Genomic DNA, 20510 nt, shown 5'->3' on the forward strand with positions numbered 1-20510 from the left:
CGAAACGCATTGCGCGCTGGATGACAATCTTCTCGGGCTATTTCGTATTTCTATTTTGCAGAATTTGGATAGTGCAGAACGACAAGCACACTCGCAGTCAAAGTTCGCGGGCGCATGAAGTCATCGAATTCGATCTTTTAACGTCATTTCGCAATGTGGAGACTAATGTATTTGACGCTGCATCATTTCCCCGAGAACGTGATCGCCAAGGCGGCGGATGGGGCTGGTCACCACGTGTTCGAGGGAGATCGAGCATGTATGGTGTCGTTTTGGTTGCCGAAAGCATGCGCCCGCGCGATGGGCCGTCCGCCGCGTGACGGTACTCTTAAGCACCTTTTGGTTTTCGGGAATGCGCGCTGTCTTCGCTTCACTCAGCGTTGTTCGCCGTAGCCCCTTCATTAAATTTCTCATCGAAAACCATGGCGAGTGCTGACGAACTGTTAGGGCAGTTTCACGAGTTCCAGCGTGGGTATCAACGATCTCATCGCGGCGTCGCCATTCTGGGCCTAAAGAACGGACAACCGGTTTCTCGAGACCGAAGGCGGAAGTTAGCTTATCCGAGAGACCGTCGCGTCAACGGCAAAAGAAAGTCCACCAAATGTTTAGGCATCGCGCCACATCCAAAATAGCTGCAGTTGCTATTGTAACGATCCTTCTCGGTGCCTCGGCGCAAGCCGTACAGGCCTGCACCGGCATTCGTCTCATTGCGGAAGACGGCACCGTCGTTCACGCCCGGACTTTAGAATTCGCTACCGATATTCACTCCGAACTCATAATGGTCCCGCGCGGCTATGCGCGGATTGGCACCACTCCAGACGGAAAAGAAGGACTGAAGTGGACGACCAAGTACGCAAGTGTCGGAATGAACGGCGTCGGACTTCCGATCTTGTTCGATGGACTTAACGAAAAGGGCCTAGCCGCCGGAATGTTCTACTTTCCAACCTCCGCCGGATACATGCCTTACACTCAGGGCGACGCGGGCAAGACCATTGCGCAGTGGGAAGTCGCGTCGTGGATTCTGGAGAACTTCGCCACCGTCGAAGAGGTTAAAGCCAACATTGCTAGCGTAGTCGTCCCAGCCGTTGTGTTCGCTGGATGGGGCTTCGCGCCCGAGGCCCACTACATCGTGCATGATGCTGCAGGCAAGAGCATCGTCATCGAGTATGTGGGCGGCAAGCTCAACGTCTACGATAATCCACTGGGTGTGATTACCAACTCGCCAGCGTTTGACTGGCATATGACAAACCTTCGCAACTTCGTGAATTACTCGATGACGAACGCGCCGCCCGTGCATCTAGGCGCCCTCACACTGCTACCGACGGGTCAGGGCTCCGGCATGGCGGGCCTTCCGGGAGACTTCACGCCACCGTCGCGCTTTGTTCGAGCGGTCGCCTTCAGTCAGTCGGTCTTTCCGTCAAAGACCGGGCGCGATGCCATTCTGCAAGCCTTCCACATCCTAAACCAATTCGACATACCAAAAGGTGCCGCCCGCGAGCAGAAAGACGAGCACGGAAATATCCCTGCCGACTATACCTTGTGGACCTCGGCCAGCGATCTCAAGACAAAGCAGTACTTTTTCCGCACCCACGAGAACAGCCAGATCCGCATGGTCGATCTGATGAAGATGGACATCGACGGCAAGGGCATCGTCAAAATCTCGATCTCGGGCGACGAGGTCATAAAATCGCTAACGCCATGAACGAACGCGACGGTAACATGCGTTTAAGAACTCTGCTTCTGTTGTCAGGCATTGGATTTCTGACCGTTACAACGCCGATTAGTGCGAGGATATCTTCAGCAGCGATCCTGCATATGCTGGACACGGACAACGATGCTACCGTTGATCTTGCCGAAGCTAGGCAAGCCGGGGCTGCGGTGTTCGACCGACTCGATTCCGACAAAGATGGCACTTTGAATATCGACGAACTGAGTGGCCGTCTTACCAAAGAAGAAATCGAGGCAGGCAACCCAGGCCACAAAGACAATCTAACCAGAGATCAGTACTTGGCGATCGTGGATCTGCGATTCAAAGGCGTCGATTCAAGTCACGATCAAAAACTCGACATTCAAGAACTTTCGTCTCCATCTGGCGAGAGCTTGGTCAAACTCATCGTCTATCGCATTCTTATCTAGGTCTGCGAATTCTTGCCTTGGACATGTGCGGCAATGCCTTAGACGCCCGACCGCCTTCAACTGATCTTATGCCCCATTCGCCAGATGTCTGTTCTTGGAGGCATTGCTGACGCGATGTCTGCTCATCAGGAGACCATGCGCTTTCGACAATAAGACTTCCGCTTTCTCGACATTCCGGTCGTAGTTCGAAGGGTCATGCTGCGGCTGGTCAAGTCAGCTTCTGGGATATAGATTCCCCCACTGGGAGTGGTCCTAAACGACCTGTGGCCGGCACGAAAAAGCCTCAAAAATCGGGGCGAAGCGGACATTTGGCTTCGGAAATCACCAAGCATTCCAAGGCCGCTCGCGCTAGGTGGCCTCGCGCGTTGAGATCGCAGCGTAGATCTTACGCTTTTTGACGACGGCCACGGTCAAATCGTACATCGATTGCAAGTTCATCCAGAACTCAGCCGACCCACCGAAATACTGCGCCAGCCGGATCGCCGTGTCCGCCGTCATGCCGCGTCGCTTCGCGATGATCTCTGTCAGGCGATTGGCCGGCACGCCAATCTCCTTCGCAAGCGCCCGCGCGCTCATGTCGAGCGGCTTCAGGAACTCTTCGTCCAGCATCTCGCCTGGGTGCGTTGTGACCCGTTTCATGTCGAGCAGACTTGGCGCGGGATAAGTCGTCTTCGTCATGGCTTCGTCCTCAGCGATAATCCGTGATCTCAACTTCGTTCGGGCCAGCATCCGTCCATTTGAAGCAGACCCGCCATCGAATGTGCATGCGGATCGAGTGCTGCCCCCTCTCTGTCACCCGTGAGCAGTTCCAGTCGATTGCCGGGAGGAACGCCCATGTCGGCCAGATGCTTCGCCGCTGCAAGCTGACCGAGCGTGCGTTCAGCGATGGCGCTGACCTTCTGCCAGCCTTTTCTGGTTTTGCCCGTCCGATAAGCGGAAGTGATTCAGACGATCTTCCGAGATAGGCTACGCGCTTGGAAGCGCCTTCCCCGATCGCACCCTGTTCGCACCGAAGGAATTTTTTGACCGAAGGGCGATCCGGACAACCTATTGAATTAATTGGCGATCCCGGCAGGACTTGAACCTGCGACCCTCTGCTTAGAAGTTCTGTGACCGCCTTTAAAAATCAACAACTTACAAGTCGCACGACCTGGGTTTTGCCGGGTTTGTCCGGGAAAAGTCGCACGGATGTTGTCTCGCTAGAACAGCAGGCCGGGCGCTACTCCGGCTGTTGGCAGTCTTGTCGTCCGAGTACGCTCGTGGCTGCCGGAACGGTACACCCTGACAATCGGGAATTCCGCGTGTCTGCTCTCCACGCCGCTGCTGTTCTAGCGAGACATACTACAGCGCGATGCCCTCCCGTTCCATCCAGGCGCGCACCTTGGCGATCGCAGCGTCGGCCATGCGATCGTTGACGGCCAGGTAGTGCTTCAGAACTTTGTGGATCGTGTCGAGCTCGTGGCCGGTGATCGAGTGGATCTCGACGATCGTGCATTCGGCTTCGGCCAGGCGCGTTACTGCCGTGTCACGCAGGTCGAGATAGAGCTTGCCGAGGATCGACGGATCCTCGCTGCCGGCCTCGCGCTGCTGATCGGCGACAGCCGCTTTCACCTTGCGAAAATCCTTGCCGAACGTCTCGCGCGAGTATTGCTTGCCCCGCGTGTCGCGCACGAGCTGGCCGGTCAATTGGATCTCAGCGACCTGGCCGGCGCGCCGGCGAGCTTTGATCTTCTCGATGCGATCGGCGAGCTGCGGCGTGAACGGCACGGAGACGCGCGCGTTCGTCTTGCCCTGCTTGAACCTGGCGCGCCCGTTTTCCGCAGACACGAATTCGAGAAGCAAAACGTCGCTCTGGCGCTGGCCGGTGTGGAGGCCGATGACGACGGCATCGGCGACGCCGGTAAATCCCATCGCGTCGGCCTTCTCGACGAAAGCGACGATTTCTGTCGGCGTCCAGACGACGATGCGCGGCGCGGTCTTCTTGAGCTTCAGCGCGCGCGCAGGATTGGTGGTGCGCCAGCCCTTCATCACGCCATAGGAAAACATCGAGCGCACGGCCGACAGCGTTGAGTTCGCCATCGTGTGCCCGCGCGTCTTGTAAAGCTCTTCCCAGAACGAAAACATGTCGGACTGCTGCAGCGCTGCGACCGATACCGATCCGAGCGTCTTGCCGCTTTTGTCGAGCGCGGTGGCGAGGAAAATTTCGATCTTCGATTTGTAGTCGCGCCGCGTGAGGTGCTTGAGCTCGAGATAGGCCGGGCTTGCGCGATAGACTTCCCAAAGATGCTTGCAGGTTCGCGGCGCCGCCTTGTTCACCTTCGGCATCGCGCTCGGCGCGTTGCCGCCGGCGCGCCAGATCGCGACCTCATCGTTGAGCGTCTTCGCCGCGGCGATCGCCGCCTCGAGGCCGAGGAAGACGCCGGCATCGTCTTTCAGATCGCGCGCGCGGAAGGCGTGGCGCAGACGCGGACCTGGTTCCCAACGCGGGCGGCCGTCGCGCCATTTCAGATAGGGTGGCAGGCGAAAACTCATTTGCGCTTGTCCTTTTTCTGATCGGCGCGGTCGATGAGCCGACGGATCATCTCGGCGCGGGACGGTAAGTCATCTTCGTTTTTGCGGAGCTGATCCAACGCTGCGAGCGCCTGCGCTGAGATCCGGATTGCGATCTGCGTGTCTTGTGCCATCGCGGCTACAGATACGCGCAAATGCATCCCATGTCAACAATGCTATTGACATATACCATGGGATGCAATACAGCAAGGTGGCCCGGCCGGCGCAGCAACGCCGACCAGGGCCTAGACACCGAACCTTCTGACACAAGGAACGATATCCATGGAAAGACATACGACAGCGGGGGGCGAGCTGCCAGCGGCAGCGCGCCTTCTCGCCTTTTTCGCCGGCTGCGCCTTTGCCGCCGGCGCTCTGATGATCCTGCTCGGCAAGGATCTGCTGCACCCCTTCGCCTGGGATGCTTCGCAATGGCTGACGATCCTGATGGTCTTCGGCACCACGGTCGCCGGCGAGCTGATGTTCTTCGCCGGCCTCAAGCATTTGGGATCGGCGATCGGCTTCCTCGCCTTGTTCCTGGCCGGAACCAGCCTCGTCGTCTATTCGTCGGTCGGCCGCCAGGTCGAGACGGCGGGAACGGCGACGCTGTCGATCGAGGACATCAATGCCACGATCGCCGAGAAGAAGGCCGATCTGACATCGGCGCGGGCTCGCAAGGCCTACGCCGAAGCGCAGGTGCAGAAGACGATGACGGGCAGCTATTGCGGCCGCAGCTGCAAGGACTGGAAGCAAAACGCCAAGGACGTCGGCATGGCGATCCAGCAGCTCGAGGCGGACATCGCCGATCTCGGGCCGCAGAAGCCCGTCAACGCCCAGGCCGCGGCGATGGCGGATTTCGTGCTGCTGTTCCCTATCCCCGCCTCCAAGCCGCAGATCGTGGCGTTCCTGACGCTGCTGGTGCCCTTCTTCAAGACGCTGTTCTTTGAGATCGGCGCGATCGTCAGCTTCGGCTTCGCTTTCCGACCGAACGGCAAGGTTGCAAAGACACCGGATGAAAGGTTTTCCGAGATCAAGGCCGAGGCGCTGAAGTCGATCGAGCCCTCGCCGCTGGTGGCAATGTTTTCCGGTGAGCTGCCGGAGCCGCCGACGCCTAGCGGCCCAGGAAATCCGGGCGGTGGTGGCCGGAAAACGTCGCAGAAACGTTTTCCGGCAAACGTTGTACCGATCACCGGAAAACATCCCGTTGAGCGAGCGCTGGAAATCAACGGCGGCGCCGTTAGTAGCAATCGAGAGCTGGCAAACCTGCTTTCGGTTTCCGACGGCGAGGCCAGCAAAAGCTGGCGGGAAATCGAGGACCGCCTGATCGTAACGCGTAGCGGTCGAAACGTTTGCCTCGCTCTCAGAGCGTAAGTGTTCGCGTTGGCGTTGGGCCGCCCCTGGCAAAGCTGGGGGCGGCTTTTTCATTTGGGATCGATCGCGATCGTCCGGACGCGCAGCTGTTTCAGCGCGATCGGCTCTGGCGCCGCGAATTGATAAACCTGAATGCTGGCCACGCCCAGGCATGCGAGGCCGAGAAGCTGGCGCAAGAAGCGGCGGTTGGCTGTCATGCCCGAGCTCGCTTCGCTTTGCGGGCTGCGTGCCTCAACTTGGCGATCGTCATGATCGCAGGCCTCACGTCGGGATGCGCCTGGTCGTAAGGAAGGCGGGAACGTGCGCCGAGAGCGGGCAAGATATTGCGCGGCACTGGCGCCCAATTCGACGGATCGCAATTTGTCCTGTCGCCGTCCAAGCACTTCAGAGCATGGCCCTCGGGCACGGGACCGTTTTGCTTTTCCCATAGCCATTTGTGCTTCAATACGTATCGTCGCTCGAAGCCGGTATGCGGATTGCGCTCGTCGACGCTGATCTCAAGGTATCCGTCTTTCGAGATCCGCTCATGGCCAAGGTACTTCGTGTTGTGCGGAAGCTGTCCCTTTTTGAACTGCGTGCGCCGAGCATTCGGATGCCGGCCGCCTTTCCCCGGCGGGCAAGGCTTGCCCTTATTCGCAGGTTCCGAACCTTTTTCGAACCGACCGGTGCGGCCCGTCTTCCAGCCCTTTCTTTGGCGCAGGCAATTCAGATTTTGGGCGGACACGTCATCTCGATCGAAAGCGGCGCAAAACTCTCGATGATAGTCCGAGATGACCATGAGACGGTTTGCCTGCAGCCATGCCATCTCGTCGTCGCTGTAGCGAATGCGGCTCCCCTTCATGATTTGCTGCCCTCGATCATCGTCGCGGGGAGATGGCCTACGATCGTGCCCCCATGTTCGGCGACGAGCCTCGCGCCCTTCAGCGCGATGTCAGCGTTCGCGATGATCTCTTTGGAAACGGCGACAATCGCTTCAGTGCGCTTGACTTCGGCATCGATCCGATCCGCGGTAAGGTTCTCATCGCCGAGCCGTTCAAGCTGTGCGAACAGATGATTATTGAGGTCGATAAGTTTGTTCTTCAAAATGCAATCCCCCTGCTTGATCCACGCCTCCGTTATGCCGGCACCTTCATTGGCCATTGCTGCGTCTCGAGGAAGAAGGCGATCGTGGCGCGCGCGGTGCGGGCGATCGTCGACGCCAGGTCGCGGGCGGCATCGCCGTCAGCGAAGGGTCCGAACTGCTCGTGTTGCTTGCCGTCGTACATGATGCGCACGAAATATTCGTCGCCGATGTGGACGACGTGCGTCTCGATGGTGATCGATTGTTCTTTCGTCACGACTTGCCTCCCTCGGATTTGCCGCGCACGAGCGCATTGAAGTCGCGGACGCCTTCGAAGGCGCCCTCGTCGATCTGTCGGTGAATAAACGCGCTCTGGACTTCCAGGCGCGCCAACTCGGCAGACGTCAGTTCGGCGTGCGCCGCTTCAACCCTGGCGCCATAATCGCTGCGGACTTCGGCCAGGTGCTTTTCAAGACGCGCGATCGTCGCCTTCGTTTCCGCCTCGGTGGCGTCGATGACGGCCTTCGCCTCGACCTCGATCTTGCTGAGCTCGCCTTGGGCGGTGACGACGCGGGCAGTCGCGCGGACCGAATTGTCGAAAAGGGTCATCAGCGGCACGGCGCGCACATTCGATCCCGGCTGCGTTTTGTCGGCGGCGTTCAACAGATCTGAGAACGCGAAGCGGCCCGACGGATTATCGGTGCGGTTGAAAATGCCCATTACGCGGCCTCCTTTGCCGCATATCGAGGCCGGAAATGGTTTTGCAGCTTGCCCGTTTCTCGATCGAGGTGACGGGAAATCCCGAAAACGTCGTGCAAAAAATTGAAGTTGTCGGCCGCCAACAGCCGATCAAGATCGAGGGGGCAGCCGTTCGCGATGGTGGCATGAAGATCCATTGTCGTTGACAAGTGGTCGAGTTTCTCACCGTGATCTGCAGCAAGCGCCACAGCGCGCGTGACGACGCGACGAACAAGCTTTTCCTCGCGTTTAGAGACATCAAAACGGACCATAGATTTTCCCCTTCTGCTGCAATGCCGCGCGTCCGGCCGGCTTCGCGAAGCGATGTCGGACGCGCAAAAGAAAAAGGGGCAGGCAATGCCCTCGCTCAGTTTGAATTGCCCGCCCCGCCCCCGCTGCGTGGACCGCAGGGAAACTCGCGCGCTCGGAGGAAATTTGAGCGCGCGAGGAAAATCAGTCGTCGACGGTGACGCCGAGCGCTTCAATCTCATTCAGTGTGCGATTGAGGCGCCCTTGAAACATGCGGCTAATGGCATCTTGGATTTCGGTGAATGCCGTCGCCTCATCTTCAAGTATGGTCTCCTTCCGGAGTTCAGCCACGACGGCGTCCTTGTCCGAAGGAGAAGTCGTGTCGAATATCGTGAAGCGCCTGACGAGCGGGCCATCGCACTGACGGAGATAAGTTTCCAGCTCCCTGCGATATTCCATCAGCTCGCCGAGCTTTTTGTAATTTGAGGTCTTCATCCCCGGCCCCCATGCGAAAAACGTTGGTCGAGCGCGGCGCGATCGGCGGCGATGGCGTCGAGCTGGTCGAGATCCTGCGGCGTCAGCGCCGCGTCTTGCGCGATGCGAAAGGCGGCCGCGACGGCGCGCTGCTGCGCCGTTAGCTTGCGATCGAGGATGGCGTAGAACTGCGCCGCGGACCAGGTGACGTGCCCGCTCTCGAGGATCGGCGCCGGGATCTTCTTCTCCTTGACGAGCTCGCGCCAATTCGCATGCACCCACTCGGCGGTGCGCCCAAATTCACGGCCGACGTCGGCGGCTGTTAAAGAACGCCTCATTTGCTGGCCTCCGTGAGAGCATCGTGCGCTCTCGAGATTATGCCTTCGAGATACGCTGCACGTTCGACGTCCTCGTCTCTCATTGTGGACCTGTCCGGCACGCCATCGCGAATTACCGAGCAGCAAAGCAGATGCTCCGCCAAGTCCGCTTCGATGTGGGCTTTTGCGTCCTCGAGCGCCTCGATCAGCAATTGAAAGCTATTCTCGGCTCGAACAATAAACGCGGCGTTGGCAGCAACCTCGCTGGGCGGCCGAAGGTTAGAAACCACGGCGGCTACAGCTAATCTATCTGCCGGATGGTGAATGTTGAAATCGCCAAACTCATCGGGTCCTTCGGCAAACCACGGGCCGGCCGTTTTGCATTGTGACGTCATGCCTTGCTGGCCTCTTTGAGCTGTTCGCGGAGCGCGATTTGGTCGGCGGAAAGCGGAAAGCCGCGGACCGCGTCGACCTCGGTGGCGATGGCGAAAAAGCAATCGGGGAAAGCGTCGAGCGCCATAGCTTCGGCGTGCGTGGCGTTCAGTGCGCGGAACGTTGCGGTGCGCTGGATGTCGGTGCCGGCGACGCGGGCGCGGACTGAGAAACACTTGCGCGGCAGCTCGGGCGGATCGTTACGGCGCCGGCGGAGCATGCCGCCATGATCGCGAGGATGTGTCATCCGCGCCTCCGATCGGCGTAGTCGGACAAAAAAGCGATGGCTAGTCCGATGCCGATCGAGACGGCGATCATCAGAAGAATAAAAAAACCAGGGTAGGCATCAGCAAAATCGAGAATGCTGCTCATGGACGAAACGCTCCAGGCTGCTTAAAAAAATCCAGCCGCCGCGCCGGGAAGAAGGTAGTTAGGGACTGCGAGGTGACCTTCACGCGGCGGCTGCATCACCGAAGTGGGGAATAGGTGACAGCACAGAAGCTAATTCAAAATACGATTACTGCAATCTGAAAATTGCATTTGTGCAAATTTTGCGGGTGATGAGCGCCACAAGCGGTGCGCAAAAGTGGCGCCGATCAGTCTAAAAAATGTTGGTATACAAAAAATTAATAGCCGCGCACGCGCCATGAGCGGACGACGACACCCCAGATTGACACGTTGACGTTGTCCACAGGCCGCGGCTTCTCTCGCAAGCGATCGTCCATCGTCGCCGTCGTGAGGTAGGGCGGATCGTAGAGGCGCAGAACGGTGTCGGCTCCGGGCCGCGCCGTACGCAGGATCTGCGCGACGACGATATCGTTCGGCCTCGGCATGACGCTGCTGTCCGCCCGCACGAAGTCGCCCGGCAGATAGCCCGCCAGCTCGAGCACGCGGCTCTTGATCTGCCAGTCGGCCTGGGTCGGAGACAGGGGCGTGTCGGCGTCCTTCGGGGAGGCCAGCGCCATTTCCTCTTCCGAAAACCCTGGAATGAATTCGTCAGGCTTTGCCGGGCTCTGGCCGCCGTAGCTCTGAGGCCAAGGATACCCGAACGCGTCGACGATCTTCTGGATCGACCGGCGCTCGAGGCCAGACGGGTTTTCCTCATCAAGCGCGCGCAGGATGGTCGACGGGGACAGGCCTGCCGTCTTCGCTAGCGGCGTCGGCTTAAGTTTGGTCGCGCGCATAACCTCGCGCAGCCAATAGCGGATTTGCTCGTCATGGTTGTCCAGGGAAGTTCTCTTTTTCGACTTGGGAAAAGTTGCAGAGGCGGTATTTTTCGGTTCGCTTCCCGCACTGTGCATAAGTCGGGCCGCGGTGCGAATATGTTTTCTTGCAACTTGACTATTCGTTAATTTGGATTTCTAAATTCGATTTATGCAAATCGCCGATCGCATTTCCGAACTTCAGAAACGGGCCGCACGGATCAACCTGCTGTGGACGCCGACTTGCAAAGAAGCCGGCGTCAGCTGGGCCAACGTCCGCGCCTGGCAGGACGGCACCCGCAGCCCGACCGTCCGAAACCTCGACAAGACCTTGGCGGCACTTGAACGCGTGATCGCCGAGCATGAGCAGAAAATTCTCAAGGACCTGACGTCGCAAAGTGTGACGTCTGCGGATCAAAACGAGCGTCGCGCGTCATAGCCGTGTGGGCGGTGCGCCCGATCGGCCGTCTTCAGTTTCAGTTGCGTTCTGTCCAACCGCTTCAATCGGGAGCTTGCCGCATGTCGGCTTCAGAACGTCATTCATCAGCACGCGCACCAAACGCACTCGGCATCTCGCGCCGGCCGCTTGGTTCGCAAGCGCCACTGGCGCAGGTGCTGTGCTCAATCGTCGGCACGGCGCCGCTCGATCCGCGCGCGCCGTCGCTCACTGTCTGCCGTCTCGCAGATGGTCAGTACGCTGTTTGTGAGACAACGGCGCACGAGACGCTGATCATCGGCGAACCGCTGCGCCTGCAGGACGCCGTGGATCTCGCGATGTGCGTTTTGCGCGGAGATCCGGACGTCGCTGGTCATCCGTACACCGCCCACGCGATCGCCACCGCGTTGCTCGCCATGCTGGCCGGCGCGGCGCTGACGGCGCAAGAGGCGCAGCTCGGCGAAGCCGGCGGCATCGTGGTGCCGTTTCCTGCTGCGCGAGGTGCATCATGAGCGCCGAGCTCTTCCGCCGCCTGGCGAAGAACGCCGATCGCTTCTTGACCGCGTGCGCCTTTCAGGCCGCGCTCGGCGTCGCGACACATGAGGCCGGCATCGCGCCCGAAGACGTCAAGAAACCGCGGCGGGGAAATCAAAACCGCCGCGAGGCCGCAACGGCCGCGCTGCAGGAGGCGATCTATCTGACGGTCGTGCATTACGAGCGGCCGCAGCGCTCCGTCTCGCGTGCGATCGGGCTGACGCAGCCCGCAATTCACAAAGGCATTCGCGCGATCGAGAGCCGTCGCGACGATCCCGCCTATGACCGCAAACTCGATGAGCTGCAGCTCACATTGATGGGGGCAGCCTGATGCAGCGCTCGTTCGCGAAAAAGGTAGCAGATCATCCGATCGTCATCTTCTGGGCGGCGGTCATCCTCGTCGTCTCGATATTGAATTTCAGCACCGGATTGAAGACGGGCGGCTTTCCGCTGGCGCTCGCCTTCGTCTCGATGGCGATGCTCGGCGCCTATGCCGCGCATGAGCTGGAAAAGGCAACGGGCGTTCGCCGCAGCGCGTTGACGATCATGGTCGTCCTGCAGCTGATCCTAGGGCAATGGTGCGGATGGCAGACGATCGGCATCAATCTTTCGCAAGGCGCGACAGGCCTCGACACCGCAGCAAACACGCACAACACCGTTGCCGAGCAACTGGCGCAGGCGAAAGGCGAACGCGAACGCATCGCTGCAATGTACCCGGATGGGGTACGCACGATCGCGGCGATCGAGGCTGACGAGCATCTCGAATGCGAAAGCGGCGTCGGACCGCTGTGCACGGGGTTCCGGAAGGAGCTGGCCAACGCAAAGCGTGTGGCTGAACTTGACGGCGAAATTCCCGGCCTCGTCGCGCAGCTCGGCAATGCGCCTCAACTCGCCGACAGCAATGCGCCCTATAGCGTCGCGCGCTCTTTTGGTTCGGCGATCGGCTCGATCGTTTCCGGCAAGCCAGTGCAGGCCTCGCGTGATGACGTGATCTTCTGGTTTGAGATCTTCGTCGTCTTCGCGCTCGAGTTCGTCGGAACGTGCGGGCCGTGGCTGTTCCGCATCGGCGAGAAGTGGGCCGACCCGGAGCCCCCGAAGTCGGCGATCGACGAGTGGGATTTCGGCCCGCCGCGCCTTACGCATCAATCGAATTCCGCCGCAGGAACGCTGCAATCGTCCGTCGGCGGCCCCCATGCTGAGGGCGACAACTTGGCATTGAGATCTCAGCATGGGGACAATTTTGTAGCGCGTGGACGTGGTGGTGTCCCTCAAGGCTCGCCGGCGGGAGTTCATACCTCTGCCGGGGCTGACGGCCTAAACCGGCCCCAGCTAACGCCGGCGAGCAACCCTTCCGAGCAACACCAGCACGGCGCGCCGATCACGGTGAACCTGTACGGCCAGCACGGTGCGCAGGCTGCGCCAGCTCCCGCGCCGACGCCGCTGATCCCGATCGACACGCTTGCTGATCAGAATGTCTCGGCCTTGCGCGCCGTCACGCATCGCAAGCCGACCGAAGAAGAGATCCAGTCGGTGCGCGAAGCGCCAGACCGGCCCGTCGACAACAGCGAGCTGATCAATCTCCTGCATGGCCTCAATGGCTTCGTCGCTGCGTGTCTCGTGCCGCAGCAAGGTTCGTGGATCGACGCCGCGCAGGTCTATCAGCGTTACAAAGCGTGGGCGCAGGAACGCGCCTGCAGCGAGGAAGCATTTCATTCGCTGTTCCCGACCGTGTCGAAGGTCAAGCTGCATCTCGCCGGCGGCGTGCCGCATTACGCCGGCGTCGCATTGAAGCGTCTTCAGATCGCAAAGGAGGCCTCGTGATGCACGTCATCGATCGTTTGCGCGCCCAGGATCTTGCACGACACCGCATCGAGCAGCTCGAGCTGCAGGCGAAGAAAACCGCGCAGGCTGCCGCGTCATCCGTGCTGCGCGCGCGATACGCCCGCGCCGTCACGAAGTTGGCGGAGGGCTGAGCGATGGCCTTCAAGTACGCCCACAACAGCGACAGCGAATTCGCGGGGCTCACGGAATATCCGATGTGCCGCGTCGTCCGATACGCGCCGAGCGGCAAGGCCGTGCTGCTGCGCGACGCCGGCGGCGATTTCTGGTTGCCGCTTTCGAAAATCCAGCTTGGCCCCGTCGACAAGAGAACGGAGACGCTCTCGGTCTACGTGCCCGAGTGGCTTGCTAGAGGGAAGAAGTACGTCTGATGAGTGAAGTGAAAGACGCAGACGAGGCCGCTCCGCGGCTCAATCTCTATCAGTGCAAGGAGTGCTTGCACATCATTTGTACGGTGGATCGCGACGAAGGCGTGACGCCGTTTATGCTTGGTTGCCGAGCTCCATCGCCGTGCCGGGGTTGGATGGAAAGTTCATTTTATCGCGTGTTCCCCGGACTAAAGCCGACCTGGGAATGGTATCGACCGACTGACGAGGAACGTGCGTCGCTGAAACCTGGCGAGCGTGAGCACGTCGAGCGCGGCGGTTTGCTCATCCGGCCAATCATGACTGAAAAAGCCAAGGCCCAAATCGCTGACGCCGCGAAGAAAGCGGCCTGGAGCCGACAATGAGCGAAGCGCGCGGCCCATCGATGTCCGAGATCAAGGCGATGCTGCAGACGCAGATCGAACCTTTAGCGCGCGCGCTTTGCCCGCAAGGATCTCGCTCCGGCAAATGGTGGTTGGCCAGCAATCCGACGCGGGCTGACGATAAGCCGTCGCTCGGCATCGGCCTGACAGGTGTTCCTGGCGCATGGAAGGATTTCGCGACAGGCGACGCCGGCGACGTCTTCGACCTCATCGCCTACGTCAACGGCTTTCCGTCAATGAAGCAGGACGTCCGCGAGACGATGAGATTTGCTCGCGCCTGGCTCGGCATCGAGGGTGCGGCGCCGGCGCAAGTCCAGACCCGTATTCACGCCGCAAAAGTCGACGCGGAACGCCGGGCGAAAGAAGCCGCTGCGCGCCTCGAGAAGGCGCAGAGGCGAGCAAAGGCGATTTATCTCGATGCGAAGAAGCTGCCCTTCAACGACACGCTGGCTGCGACGTATCTCGCGACGCGCGGGCTCGATGTGCGCACGCTCGGCCGGCCGCTTGGCTGCCTCGGCTATCTCGACGAGATGTGGCACTCCGACAGCGACAGCAAGTGGCCGGTGATGATCGCTGCCTTCACCGACAACGACGGCCGCGCCGTTGCCATTCACCGCACCTATCTGGCGCGAGACGGCCGCAGCAAAGCGCCGGTGACGCCGGCGCGCAAGATCTGGCCGGCATTCGGCGGCGCTGCCATTCGGCTGTGGCGCGGGGAAAGCGGGCTGTCGATCGACAAGGCTAACGAGCAGGCGCGCAAGCATGGCACGCGCGAGACGCTCATCCTCGTCGAAGGCGTCGAAGACGGTTTGAGCGTCGCGATCGCAGCACCTCAGTATCGTGTTTGGTGCGCGGGCTCGCTGTCGAACCTCGCCAACATCAAGCTGCCGGAGTGCGTCGACGAGGTGATCGTCTGCGCCGACAACGACTGGGGCAAGAGCCAGGCGCAGCAGCTGCTCGAGCGCGGCATCGATGCGCTCGGATCTCAGAATGTGGTCGTCCGCGTTGCCCGCTCAAATCGCGGCAAGGACATGAACGATGCACTTGTAGCGTAGCGCGGGCGACATCGCTTCGCGAAGCCGGCCGCCGCGCGCGGCCTTGTTGAAACTGAAGGGGGTTAGAATGCGAACGTTAGAAGGTCACAAAGTCAATCCGGTAAATGACCTGCTGCTGGTCGAGGTGCTCGATGAGCCTGGGCACGGCGGCGCTTGCCACGAATACCAAATTACGACGCCACCGCCTGCATCACCGGCATACTTATCGCGCGCTTGGCGCATTAGCTTTCAGAACGGCCCGATCGCCGAGCATGGCGTCAACGGCGTCACGCATGAGGCCCTGCTCAGCATCCTCATTGATCGCCTCGAGTGCTTCCAGGGCGGCCCGTTTGCGAACGCCTACAATGCGGCAGCGTTGGATCATTTGAGAGGTGCGCAGAGCGCCCTGCAGGCCCGCACCCTCGAGCGCATGGCGCGCGGGGTCGAAGGCACGCATCAGAAGTGAACCTGTTCCTCGGCGGCGTCGTTCTCGCGCTCGGCGTCGCCGCGTTTTACTTCGGCTTCAAGGCCACACGCGCGAAATAGGGGGTTATCATGAGAATTTACGTTGCGTCGTCGTGGCGCAATCCTTTTCAGCCTGACATCGTTGCAGCACTTCGATCGGGCGGACACGTCGTTTACGATTTTCGAAATCCGCGTCCCGGCGACAGAGGCTTTGCCTGGAGCGAGATTGATCCGAACTGGGAAGCGTGGAACGCCGAGCGTTACCGCGAATGCCTTCGCCATCCGATCGCGCGAGCAGGCTTTAAGTCTGATTTTGACGCGATGAAATGGGCCGATGTTTGCCTGCTCGTTCTGCCCTGCGGACGGTCAGCGCACCTTGAACTCGGCTGGATGGCTGGTGCAGGCAAAAGAACAATAATCCTTACTCGCGACGGCGAAGAGCCGGAGCTTATGGCGCTGATGGCCGATCATATCTGCATCTCCTTCGACGAGGTGCGGGCGGCTCTAGTTCAGATCGGTGCCAGCTATGCGCCCGGCTGAGCTCATCATCGTCATCGTCCTCATCGTGATCGCCGTCATCTCGTCGATCGGATTGCTGGTCGCGATCGCCATGTTGCTGACGAACGCGATCGAGACCTGGCGCGACCAGCAAAAGCAACTTCGGAGGCCGCGATGACCATCGACGACGCAATTCCTGCCGCGATCATTCTGATGTGCGTCCTAGCTGTGGTGGCCACCATTATGGCGTTTTGGAGCGACGCCGCTTGGCAATCCGAATGCGGACGTCGCGGCGGGCATGTCTTGTCGCAAACGCGCATGGGCTGGGGCCTTTCCGGCACCGGCAAACCGATCGCTGTTCCGCAGACCTTTTCGTTGTGCGTCTCGTCCGACGGCAGAATTTTGGAGTTCTAATCATGAACGCTCACGATCCGGTCAACCGGCCGCAGCACTATTACGGAGACAGCCTCGAGGTCATCGATGTGATCGAAGACTGGGGCCTGAACTTCCATCTCGGCAATTGCCTGAAATACATTCTGCGCGCGCCGAAGAAAGGCCGCCTGCAGGAAGATCTCGGCAAGGCGAAGTGGTATGCGACGCGCGCTCAGCGCGACCGCGTGATCGACTTCATCGCGCGTGACAATGCGCCGTTCTCGATCGGCGTCGTCCAGGTCCAGGTTGATTTTGGCGTTAAGCCGCGGGTGCTGATCAACGCGCTCGACGACATCCATCGCGCGGCTCTGATCCAGGTGCGCTCCGATCGCCGCGCCGCGCTCGATGGCGTCGTCGACGCCTGCAACCTCGCCCTCGCCTGGTTCGAAACGGAAGGAGCGAATGCATGACGCGATGTAACTGTCCGAAGTGCGATGCCGATATCAGCGACACATACGAAAGCGCAGACCCTTCAGTTGGGATCATGACGGGTGGCTTTTATTGCGATGCGTGCGATCTGCTCGTGTCGGATTTTGATCGCGATCATTTCGATGACGTCTCAATTCCGCCAGCGCGGGACGGCGATCGGGCGATAGGCACGCCAGCATCGGAGCTTTCAACGCGTCCTGGCGAGCGCGGTTACGAGGAATGGCTGCGGATTTCTAAAAGTTGGGGGCACGACTGAAGCGCGCCTGCGCGCGTGACACAAGGCCGTCGCCGCGGCCGGCTTCGCGGAGCGAAGTCGCGGCGACCAACATAAAGCTTGGGGGAGCTTCGTCATTTCCGGGGGTACACAAAATCCAAAGCCGAACGTCGGCCGCGTCCAGGCATTGATTGCCGACGCTGAGCCCGTTGCGGCTGCGCGCTATGCTGACGATCCGGAGCCAGGCGCGACACGTGACGGCATTTTGCCGGGACAATGGAAGCCGGACGATCTCGGCCTGCCGCCCGATTGCCCGGTGACGCCGCTCGGCGTCGATGGATCTGCGAACTGGTTTCTCGATCCGATCGGCCAGCTCTACTGCTATTCGAAGCCCTACGGCCAGGCCGACACGCTCGAGCTGTTTCGCGGGCGCCATTTGTATCTCTATTGGGCGTGGCCGAAGTTTCGCGGCACCAAGGACGCGAACATCGAGGTCGAAGGCTGGAAGAACGAAAAGGCGCGCGAGGTGTTGATCGCGGCCGCGACGGCGAAGGGGCCATGGTCGGCGATCGAGAAAGTGCGCGGCCGCGGCTGCTGGTCTGACGGTCACGGTGGATTGCTCGCGCATCTGGGCAATCGCATGATCCAGGTGAATGCGAAGGGCAAGCCGCAGAAGGCTGAACCGCCGGGCGAGGTCGACGGCTTCGTCTATCCGACCAAGCCGCGGATCCCCGGCCCGATCGGCTGGCCGGCAGATCTCCGCGAAGGCCTTGGCAATCCGTTCAAATTTCTCCAGCTGCTGTTCTCGACCTGGTCGTGGTCGCGGCCCGAGGTCGATCCGCATCTGCTGATCGGCTGGATCGGCGTCGCGTTTCTCGGCGCGGCGCTGCCGTGGCGGCCGGCCGTCTTCATGACGGGCGACAAAGGCTCGGGCAAGTCGACGCTGCAGGAGATCCTGAAGGATATCTTCGGCGAATGGCTGATCCAGGCGACGAACACAACGGCCGCCGGCATCTATCAGCGCGTCGGCCACGATTGCCTTCCGGTCGCTGTCGACGAGTTCGAAAGCAAGGCCGACAACACGAAGGCTAAAGCACTCCTGGAGCTCGCGCGACAGGCCTCCAGCGGTGGCCTCATGCTCCGTGGCGGGGACCGCCACCAAGGCGTAGAGTTTCAAGCGCGCAGCGCTTTCCTTTTCTCTTCCATCAACGCGCCGCCGATGGAACCGCAGGATCTGTCCCGGTTCGCGCTGCTGCGCCTTCATAAACTCAAAGAAGGGGCGAAGCCTCCGGATCACGACAGCCAGGCGCTGGCGGAAATTGGGCGCACGATCCTGCGCCGCATGATCGAGGAGTTCCATCGCTTCGACGAGACCTGGCGCGCCTTCAAGGGCGAGCTCGCCGAAGCCGGAATGGACGGGCGCGGCCAGGACACGTTCGGAACGCTTCTCACGTGCGCAGATCTGATCGCACACAGGGGCTGGAACCCTGAGCGCCTCTCCCACACCCACGATGGGGACGTTCGTCCCTGGCGGGAAATTATGGCCATCCGCGGCATGGCTGAATTCGACGACGCGACCGAGAACTGGCGCTTGTGCCTCGATCACCTGCTGTCGGTTCCGGTCGACGCCTGGCGCAACGGCACGAAGTCAACGGTCGGCCAGGCGCTCGAGGCCTGGTTCAAGAAGACCGACGATTTCGAGGACAACGACGTCATCAAAATTCGCAAGCTGCTGAGTTCGGCCGGGCTGACGCTCGAGAAGCGGCCGATGCATGGCGATTGGCTCGCGATCCCGAACCAGAACCCGCTCACGCGCAAGCTTTTCGAGGGCACGAAATGGGGCGGCGAGAGTGGCGCCGGCGTCTGGTCTGGAGCGTTGCGGCAGGGACCTCGCGACGAGTTTTGGATCACAGGCACACCGCGCGTCAACGGCGTCAAGAGCCGCTGCACGCTGATCTCCCTGAAGGCGCTCTACGGCGACAATGGGATGATGACGTTAGACGGCAAGTCATTGAGTAGTCAGTCTAATTTGGACGATGTTTTAGGGGGTTAAGACATGCATTTCGATCGCGCAATGGGGCGCCGCGGGCGCCGTTCGACCCACCGTGACCAGCGCGCCGGTTATCACCCCGCCCCGACCCGTAAGCTGACGGGAATGTTCGTCCTGACTTCCGGGTCGGGGGTGGAACGGTCCAGCGATGACCGTTCCGGCGAGCGTTCCAAGCGCAAACTGTTGAATAATATGGATATTTCAACGATTTGGAACGGTGGAACAGTGGAACGGTCGCGCGCGCGTATGTGGCGCGTGCGGGCGCGCGAGAATTACTACGCGTGCGCGTGTGTACGCGTAAATCATCATCGTTCCATCGTTCCACCGTTCCAGAGAGTGATATTAAATAGTCTTTTCAATTGGTTAGGTGTGGAACGCAGGGTGGAACGGTGGAACGGTCGGGCGTTCCAGCCAGCGTTCAATCTGGGATTTGCAGTTAAAAACTGGGGTGAAACTCGGTGAGCAGCGGCGGGACAAACGGTGTGCTGACCGTCCTGGCCGAGCTGGGGGCGGTCGGCCGCGTCGAGGATGGCGAGCAGGATCAGGCCGAGATGTTCCAGGCCGATGCCGAGATGCCGTCGATGCTCCCGGAAAGCCCCGCACGCAGCGGCCCGCGCGGCGGGCGCCCCCGCGGATCGCGCAACAAATCGACCGAGCAATGGCGCGAGCTGTTTTTGTCGAAGTATCGCCACCCGATGATGACGCTGGGCGAGCTGACGAGCATGACGCCGGCGGACCTGGCGCGCGCCCTCGGCCTGTACATGTACTCGGAGGGCAAGCCGGTGATGCATCCGCGCCTTGACGCCAACGGCGAGCATGCGCGCGATGGTGACGGCAATCTGCTGTACGATCATGCCCTTGCGACGGGCGAGGCGGCGCGAATGCAGAAGGATGCCGCGATCGCGCTGCTGCCCTACCTCGGCCAGAAGCTGCCCATGGCGATCGAGATCACGCCGCCTAAGCGCGGTGTTGTGGTCATCGGCGATCTGCCCGTCGAGACGGCCGGTGGCGACCTGGACGTGCCCTTCGCACCCGAGCCGCAGAGTGAGCAAAATCAACGGGTTATCGAAGGTGAAATCGTGCGACCCGAGGGCGAGCAGTCGCACGCCGAGCCTAAGCCAGTGAAAGAATTGGGGGTTTTCGAAGATGACGTCTGATCTGAAATCAGTGCGCAGACCTTCGGTCGGCCAGGCGCTCGAGGGCGCGAAGGGGGGGTGCCTTCGTTTCGCGCGCGCGGGCGGGCGGGCCCCCGGAAAACGCGCGCGCCCACTAAAATTCGGGGTGGTGGCCCGCACCGTTAGGCCGATT

The 20510-nt window shown here is 60.8% G+C and carries 35 protein-coding genes; 20 read left to right on the plus strand and 15 right to left on the minus strand.

What is annotated here, in order from left to right; genetic code table 11:
- Window positions 1–598: 598 nt before the first annotated feature.
- Entirely contained in the window at window positions 599–1699 is a 1101-nt protein-coding gene (locus RLW41_RS22225; RefSeq protein ID WP_414462914.1) for a linear amide C-N hydrolase, read from the plus strand.
- Window positions 1696–2133 (plus strand): calcium-binding protein, encoded by a 438-nt coding sequence (locus RLW41_RS22230; RefSeq protein WP_414462915.1) that lies wholly within the window; start codon window positions 1696–1698, stop codon window positions 2131–2133. The genes RLW41_RS22225 and RLW41_RS22230 overlap by 4 nt, the downstream gene beginning before the upstream one ends.
- A gap of 348 nt (window positions 2134–2481) precedes the next feature.
- On the opposite strand, the gene RLW41_RS22235 is transcribed toward RLW41_RS22230, so the two are convergent.
- The 3 genes from RLW41_RS22235 to RLW41_RS22245 all read right to left on the minus strand — a co-directional run bounded on the left by RLW41_RS22235 (window position 2482) and on the right by RLW41_RS22245 (window position 4838).
- Window positions 2482–2811, minus strand: a complete 330-nt coding sequence (locus RLW41_RS22235) for a HigA family addiction module antitoxin (RefSeq protein ID WP_409560172.1) — start codon at window positions 2809–2811, stop codon at window positions 2482–2484.
- Between the two features lie 663 nt (window positions 2812–3474).
- Entirely contained in the window at window positions 3475–4665 is a 1191-nt protein-coding gene (locus RLW41_RS22240; protein ID WP_414462916.1) for a tyrosine-type recombinase/integrase, read from the minus strand.
- On the minus strand, window positions 4662–4838 hold the full coding sequence (locus RLW41_RS22245) for a hypothetical protein (RefSeq protein ID WP_414462917.1): 177 nt from the start codon (window positions 4836–4838) through the stop codon (window positions 4662–4664). Before RLW41_RS22245 ends, RLW41_RS22240 begins: the two co-directional genes overlap by 4 nt.
- 127 nt (window positions 4839–4965) lie before the next feature.
- On the opposite strand from RLW41_RS22245, the gene RLW41_RS22250 reads away from it, so the two are divergent.
- Complete coding sequence (locus RLW41_RS22250) at window positions 4966–6051, plus strand: hypothetical protein (RefSeq protein ID WP_414462918.1); 1086 nt, start codon at window positions 4966–4968, stop codon at window positions 6049–6051.
- A gap of 50 nt (window positions 6052–6101) precedes the next feature.
- Here RLW41_RS22250 and RLW41_RS22255 read toward each other — a convergent pair whose 3' ends face one another.
- The 12 genes from RLW41_RS22255 to RLW41_RS22310 form a co-directional block, all read right to left on the minus strand.
- A complete protein-coding gene (locus tag RLW41_RS22255; RefSeq protein ID WP_414462919.1) occupies window positions 6102–6248 on the minus strand; it encodes a hypothetical protein in 147 nt (48 codons plus the stop codon).
- Complete coding sequence (locus tag RLW41_RS22260) at window positions 6245–6892, minus strand: HNH endonuclease (protein ID WP_414462920.1); 648 nt, start codon at window positions 6890–6892, stop codon at window positions 6245–6247. Before RLW41_RS22260 ends, RLW41_RS22255 begins: the two co-directional genes overlap by 4 nt.
- Window positions 6889–7191, minus strand: coding sequence for a hypothetical protein (locus RLW41_RS22265; protein ID WP_414462921.1), 303 nt, complete (start codon window positions 7189–7191; stop codon window positions 6889–6891). Before RLW41_RS22265 ends, RLW41_RS22260 begins: the two co-directional genes overlap by 4 nt.
- The gene (locus RLW41_RS22270) at window positions 7167–7388 is read right to left on the minus strand and encodes a hypothetical protein (protein ID WP_414462922.1); all 222 of its coding nucleotides are present in this window, start codon (window positions 7386–7388) and stop codon (window positions 7167–7169) included. Before RLW41_RS22270 ends, RLW41_RS22265 begins: the two co-directional genes overlap by 25 nt.
- Window positions 7385–7831: a hypothetical protein gene (locus RLW41_RS22275; protein WP_414462923.1), complete on the minus strand. Its 447-nt coding sequence runs from the start codon at window positions 7829–7831 to the stop codon at window positions 7385–7387. Before RLW41_RS22275 ends, RLW41_RS22270 begins: the two co-directional genes overlap by 4 nt.
- Window positions 7831–8121 (minus strand): hypothetical protein, encoded by a 291-nt coding sequence (locus RLW41_RS22280; RefSeq protein WP_414462924.1) that lies wholly within the window; start codon window positions 8119–8121, stop codon window positions 7831–7833. Before RLW41_RS22280 ends, RLW41_RS22275 begins: the two co-directional genes overlap by 1 nt.
- A 181-nt stretch (window positions 8122–8302) precedes the next feature.
- Window positions 8303–8593, minus strand: coding sequence for a hypothetical protein (locus tag RLW41_RS22285; RefSeq protein WP_414462925.1), 291 nt, complete (start codon window positions 8591–8593; stop codon window positions 8303–8305).
- On the minus strand, window positions 8590–8910 hold the full coding sequence (locus RLW41_RS22290) for a hypothetical protein (RefSeq protein ID WP_414462926.1): 321 nt from the start codon (window positions 8908–8910) through the stop codon (window positions 8590–8592). The genes RLW41_RS22285 and RLW41_RS22290 overlap by 4 nt, the downstream gene beginning before the upstream one ends.
- On the minus strand, window positions 8907–9284 hold the full coding sequence (locus RLW41_RS22295; RefSeq protein WP_414462927.1) for a hypothetical protein: 378 nt from the start codon (window positions 9282–9284) through the stop codon (window positions 8907–8909). Before RLW41_RS22295 ends, RLW41_RS22290 begins: the two co-directional genes overlap by 4 nt.
- Window positions 9281–9568 (minus strand): hypothetical protein, encoded by a 288-nt coding sequence (locus tag RLW41_RS22300; RefSeq protein WP_414462928.1) that lies wholly within the window; start codon window positions 9566–9568, stop codon window positions 9281–9283. Before RLW41_RS22300 ends, RLW41_RS22295 begins: the two co-directional genes overlap by 4 nt.
- Entirely contained in the window at window positions 9565–9693 is a 129-nt protein-coding gene (locus RLW41_RS22305; RefSeq protein WP_414462929.1) for a hypothetical protein, read from the minus strand. Before RLW41_RS22305 ends, RLW41_RS22300 begins: the two co-directional genes overlap by 4 nt.
- Before the next feature lie 254 nt (window positions 9694–9947).
- Window positions 9948–10505, minus strand: coding sequence for a hypothetical protein (locus tag RLW41_RS22310; protein WP_414462930.1), 558 nt, complete (start codon window positions 10503–10505; stop codon window positions 9948–9950).
- A gap of 190 nt (window positions 10506–10695) precedes the next feature.
- On the opposite strand from RLW41_RS22310, the gene RLW41_RS22315 reads away from it, so the two are divergent.
- From RLW41_RS22315 to RLW41_RS22395, 17 genes are all read left to right on the plus strand, one after another.
- Window positions 10696–10962 (plus strand): hypothetical protein, encoded by a 267-nt coding sequence (locus RLW41_RS22315; RefSeq protein ID WP_414462931.1) that lies wholly within the window; start codon window positions 10696–10698, stop codon window positions 10960–10962.
- An 80-nt stretch (window positions 10963–11042) separates the two neighbouring features.
- On the plus strand, window positions 11043–11471 hold the full coding sequence (locus tag RLW41_RS22320) for a hypothetical protein (protein WP_414462932.1): 429 nt from the start codon (window positions 11043–11045) through the stop codon (window positions 11469–11471).
- Window positions 11468–11824 (plus strand): hypothetical protein, encoded by a 357-nt coding sequence (locus tag RLW41_RS22325; protein ID WP_414462933.1) that lies wholly within the window; start codon window positions 11468–11470, stop codon window positions 11822–11824. Before RLW41_RS22320 ends, RLW41_RS22325 begins: the two co-directional genes overlap by 4 nt.
- Window positions 11824–13314 (plus strand): hypothetical protein, encoded by a 1491-nt coding sequence (locus RLW41_RS22330; protein WP_414462934.1) that lies wholly within the window; start codon window positions 11824–11826, stop codon window positions 13312–13314. The genes RLW41_RS22325 and RLW41_RS22330 overlap by 1 nt, the downstream gene beginning before the upstream one ends.
- Window positions 13314–13466, plus strand: coding sequence for a hypothetical protein (locus tag RLW41_RS22335; protein WP_414462935.1), 153 nt, complete (start codon window positions 13314–13316; stop codon window positions 13464–13466). Before RLW41_RS22330 ends, RLW41_RS22335 begins: the two co-directional genes overlap by 1 nt.
- A 3-nt stretch (window positions 13467–13469) precedes the next feature.
- Window positions 13470–13703, plus strand: coding sequence for a hypothetical protein (locus RLW41_RS22340; RefSeq protein ID WP_414462936.1), 234 nt, complete (start codon window positions 13470–13472; stop codon window positions 13701–13703).
- A complete protein-coding gene (locus RLW41_RS22345; RefSeq protein ID WP_414462937.1) occupies window positions 13703–14062 on the plus strand; it encodes a hypothetical protein in 360 nt (119 codons plus the stop codon). Before RLW41_RS22340 ends, RLW41_RS22345 begins: the two co-directional genes overlap by 1 nt.
- On the plus strand, window positions 14059–15135 hold the full coding sequence (locus tag RLW41_RS22350) for a toprim domain-containing protein (protein ID WP_414462938.1): 1077 nt from the start codon (window positions 14059–14061) through the stop codon (window positions 15133–15135). Before RLW41_RS22345 ends, RLW41_RS22350 begins: the two co-directional genes overlap by 4 nt.
- Before the next feature lie 67 nt (window positions 15136–15202).
- A complete protein-coding gene (locus RLW41_RS22355; RefSeq protein WP_414462939.1) occupies window positions 15203–15580 on the plus strand; it encodes a hypothetical protein in 378 nt (125 codons plus the stop codon).
- 89 nt (window positions 15581–15669) lie between these two features.
- A complete protein-coding gene (locus tag RLW41_RS22360) occupies window positions 15670–16119 on the plus strand; it encodes a hypothetical protein (RefSeq protein ID WP_414462940.1) in 450 nt (149 codons plus the stop codon).
- Window positions 16106–16255, plus strand: a complete 150-nt coding sequence (locus tag RLW41_RS22365; protein WP_414462941.1) for a hypothetical protein — start codon at window positions 16106–16108, stop codon at window positions 16253–16255. The genes RLW41_RS22360 and RLW41_RS22365 overlap by 14 nt, the downstream gene beginning before the upstream one ends.
- Window positions 16252–16491 carry a hypothetical protein gene (locus tag RLW41_RS22370; RefSeq protein WP_414462942.1) on the plus strand — a complete coding sequence of 80 codons (240 nt, stop codon included), beginning with the start codon at window positions 16252–16254 and terminating at the stop codon, window positions 16489–16491. Before RLW41_RS22365 ends, RLW41_RS22370 begins: the two co-directional genes overlap by 4 nt.
- Window positions 16492–16493: 2 nt before the next feature.
- On the plus strand, window positions 16494–16919 hold the full coding sequence (locus RLW41_RS22375; protein WP_414462943.1) for a DUF3310 domain-containing protein: 426 nt from the start codon (window positions 16494–16496) through the stop codon (window positions 16917–16919).
- Window positions 16916–17194 carry a hypothetical protein gene (locus tag RLW41_RS22380; protein ID WP_414462944.1) on the plus strand — a complete coding sequence of 93 codons (279 nt, stop codon included), beginning with the start codon at window positions 16916–16918 and terminating at the stop codon, window positions 17192–17194. The genes RLW41_RS22375 and RLW41_RS22380 overlap by 4 nt, the downstream gene beginning before the upstream one ends.
- A 145-nt stretch (window positions 17195–17339) precedes the next feature.
- On the plus strand, window positions 17340–19205 hold the full coding sequence (locus tag RLW41_RS22385) for a hypothetical protein (protein WP_414462945.1): 1866 nt from the start codon (window positions 17340–17342) through the stop codon (window positions 19203–19205).
- Window positions 19206–19208: 3 nt separating this feature from the next.
- A complete protein-coding gene (locus RLW41_RS22390) occupies window positions 19209–19664 on the plus strand; it encodes a hypothetical protein (RefSeq protein ID WP_414462946.1) in 456 nt (151 codons plus the stop codon).
- A gap of 20 nt (window positions 19665–19684) precedes the next feature.
- The gene (locus RLW41_RS22395) at window positions 19685–20359 is read left to right on the plus strand and encodes a hypothetical protein (protein ID WP_414462947.1); all 675 of its coding nucleotides are present in this window, start codon (window positions 19685–19687) and stop codon (window positions 20357–20359) included.
- The last annotated feature ends 151 nt before the right edge of the window (window positions 20360–20510 follow it).

This window comes from Hyphomicrobium sp. DY-1, assembly GCF_047497105.1.
Lineage (GTDB): Bacteria > Pseudomonadota > Alphaproteobacteria > Rhizobiales > Hyphomicrobiaceae > Hyphomicrobium_B.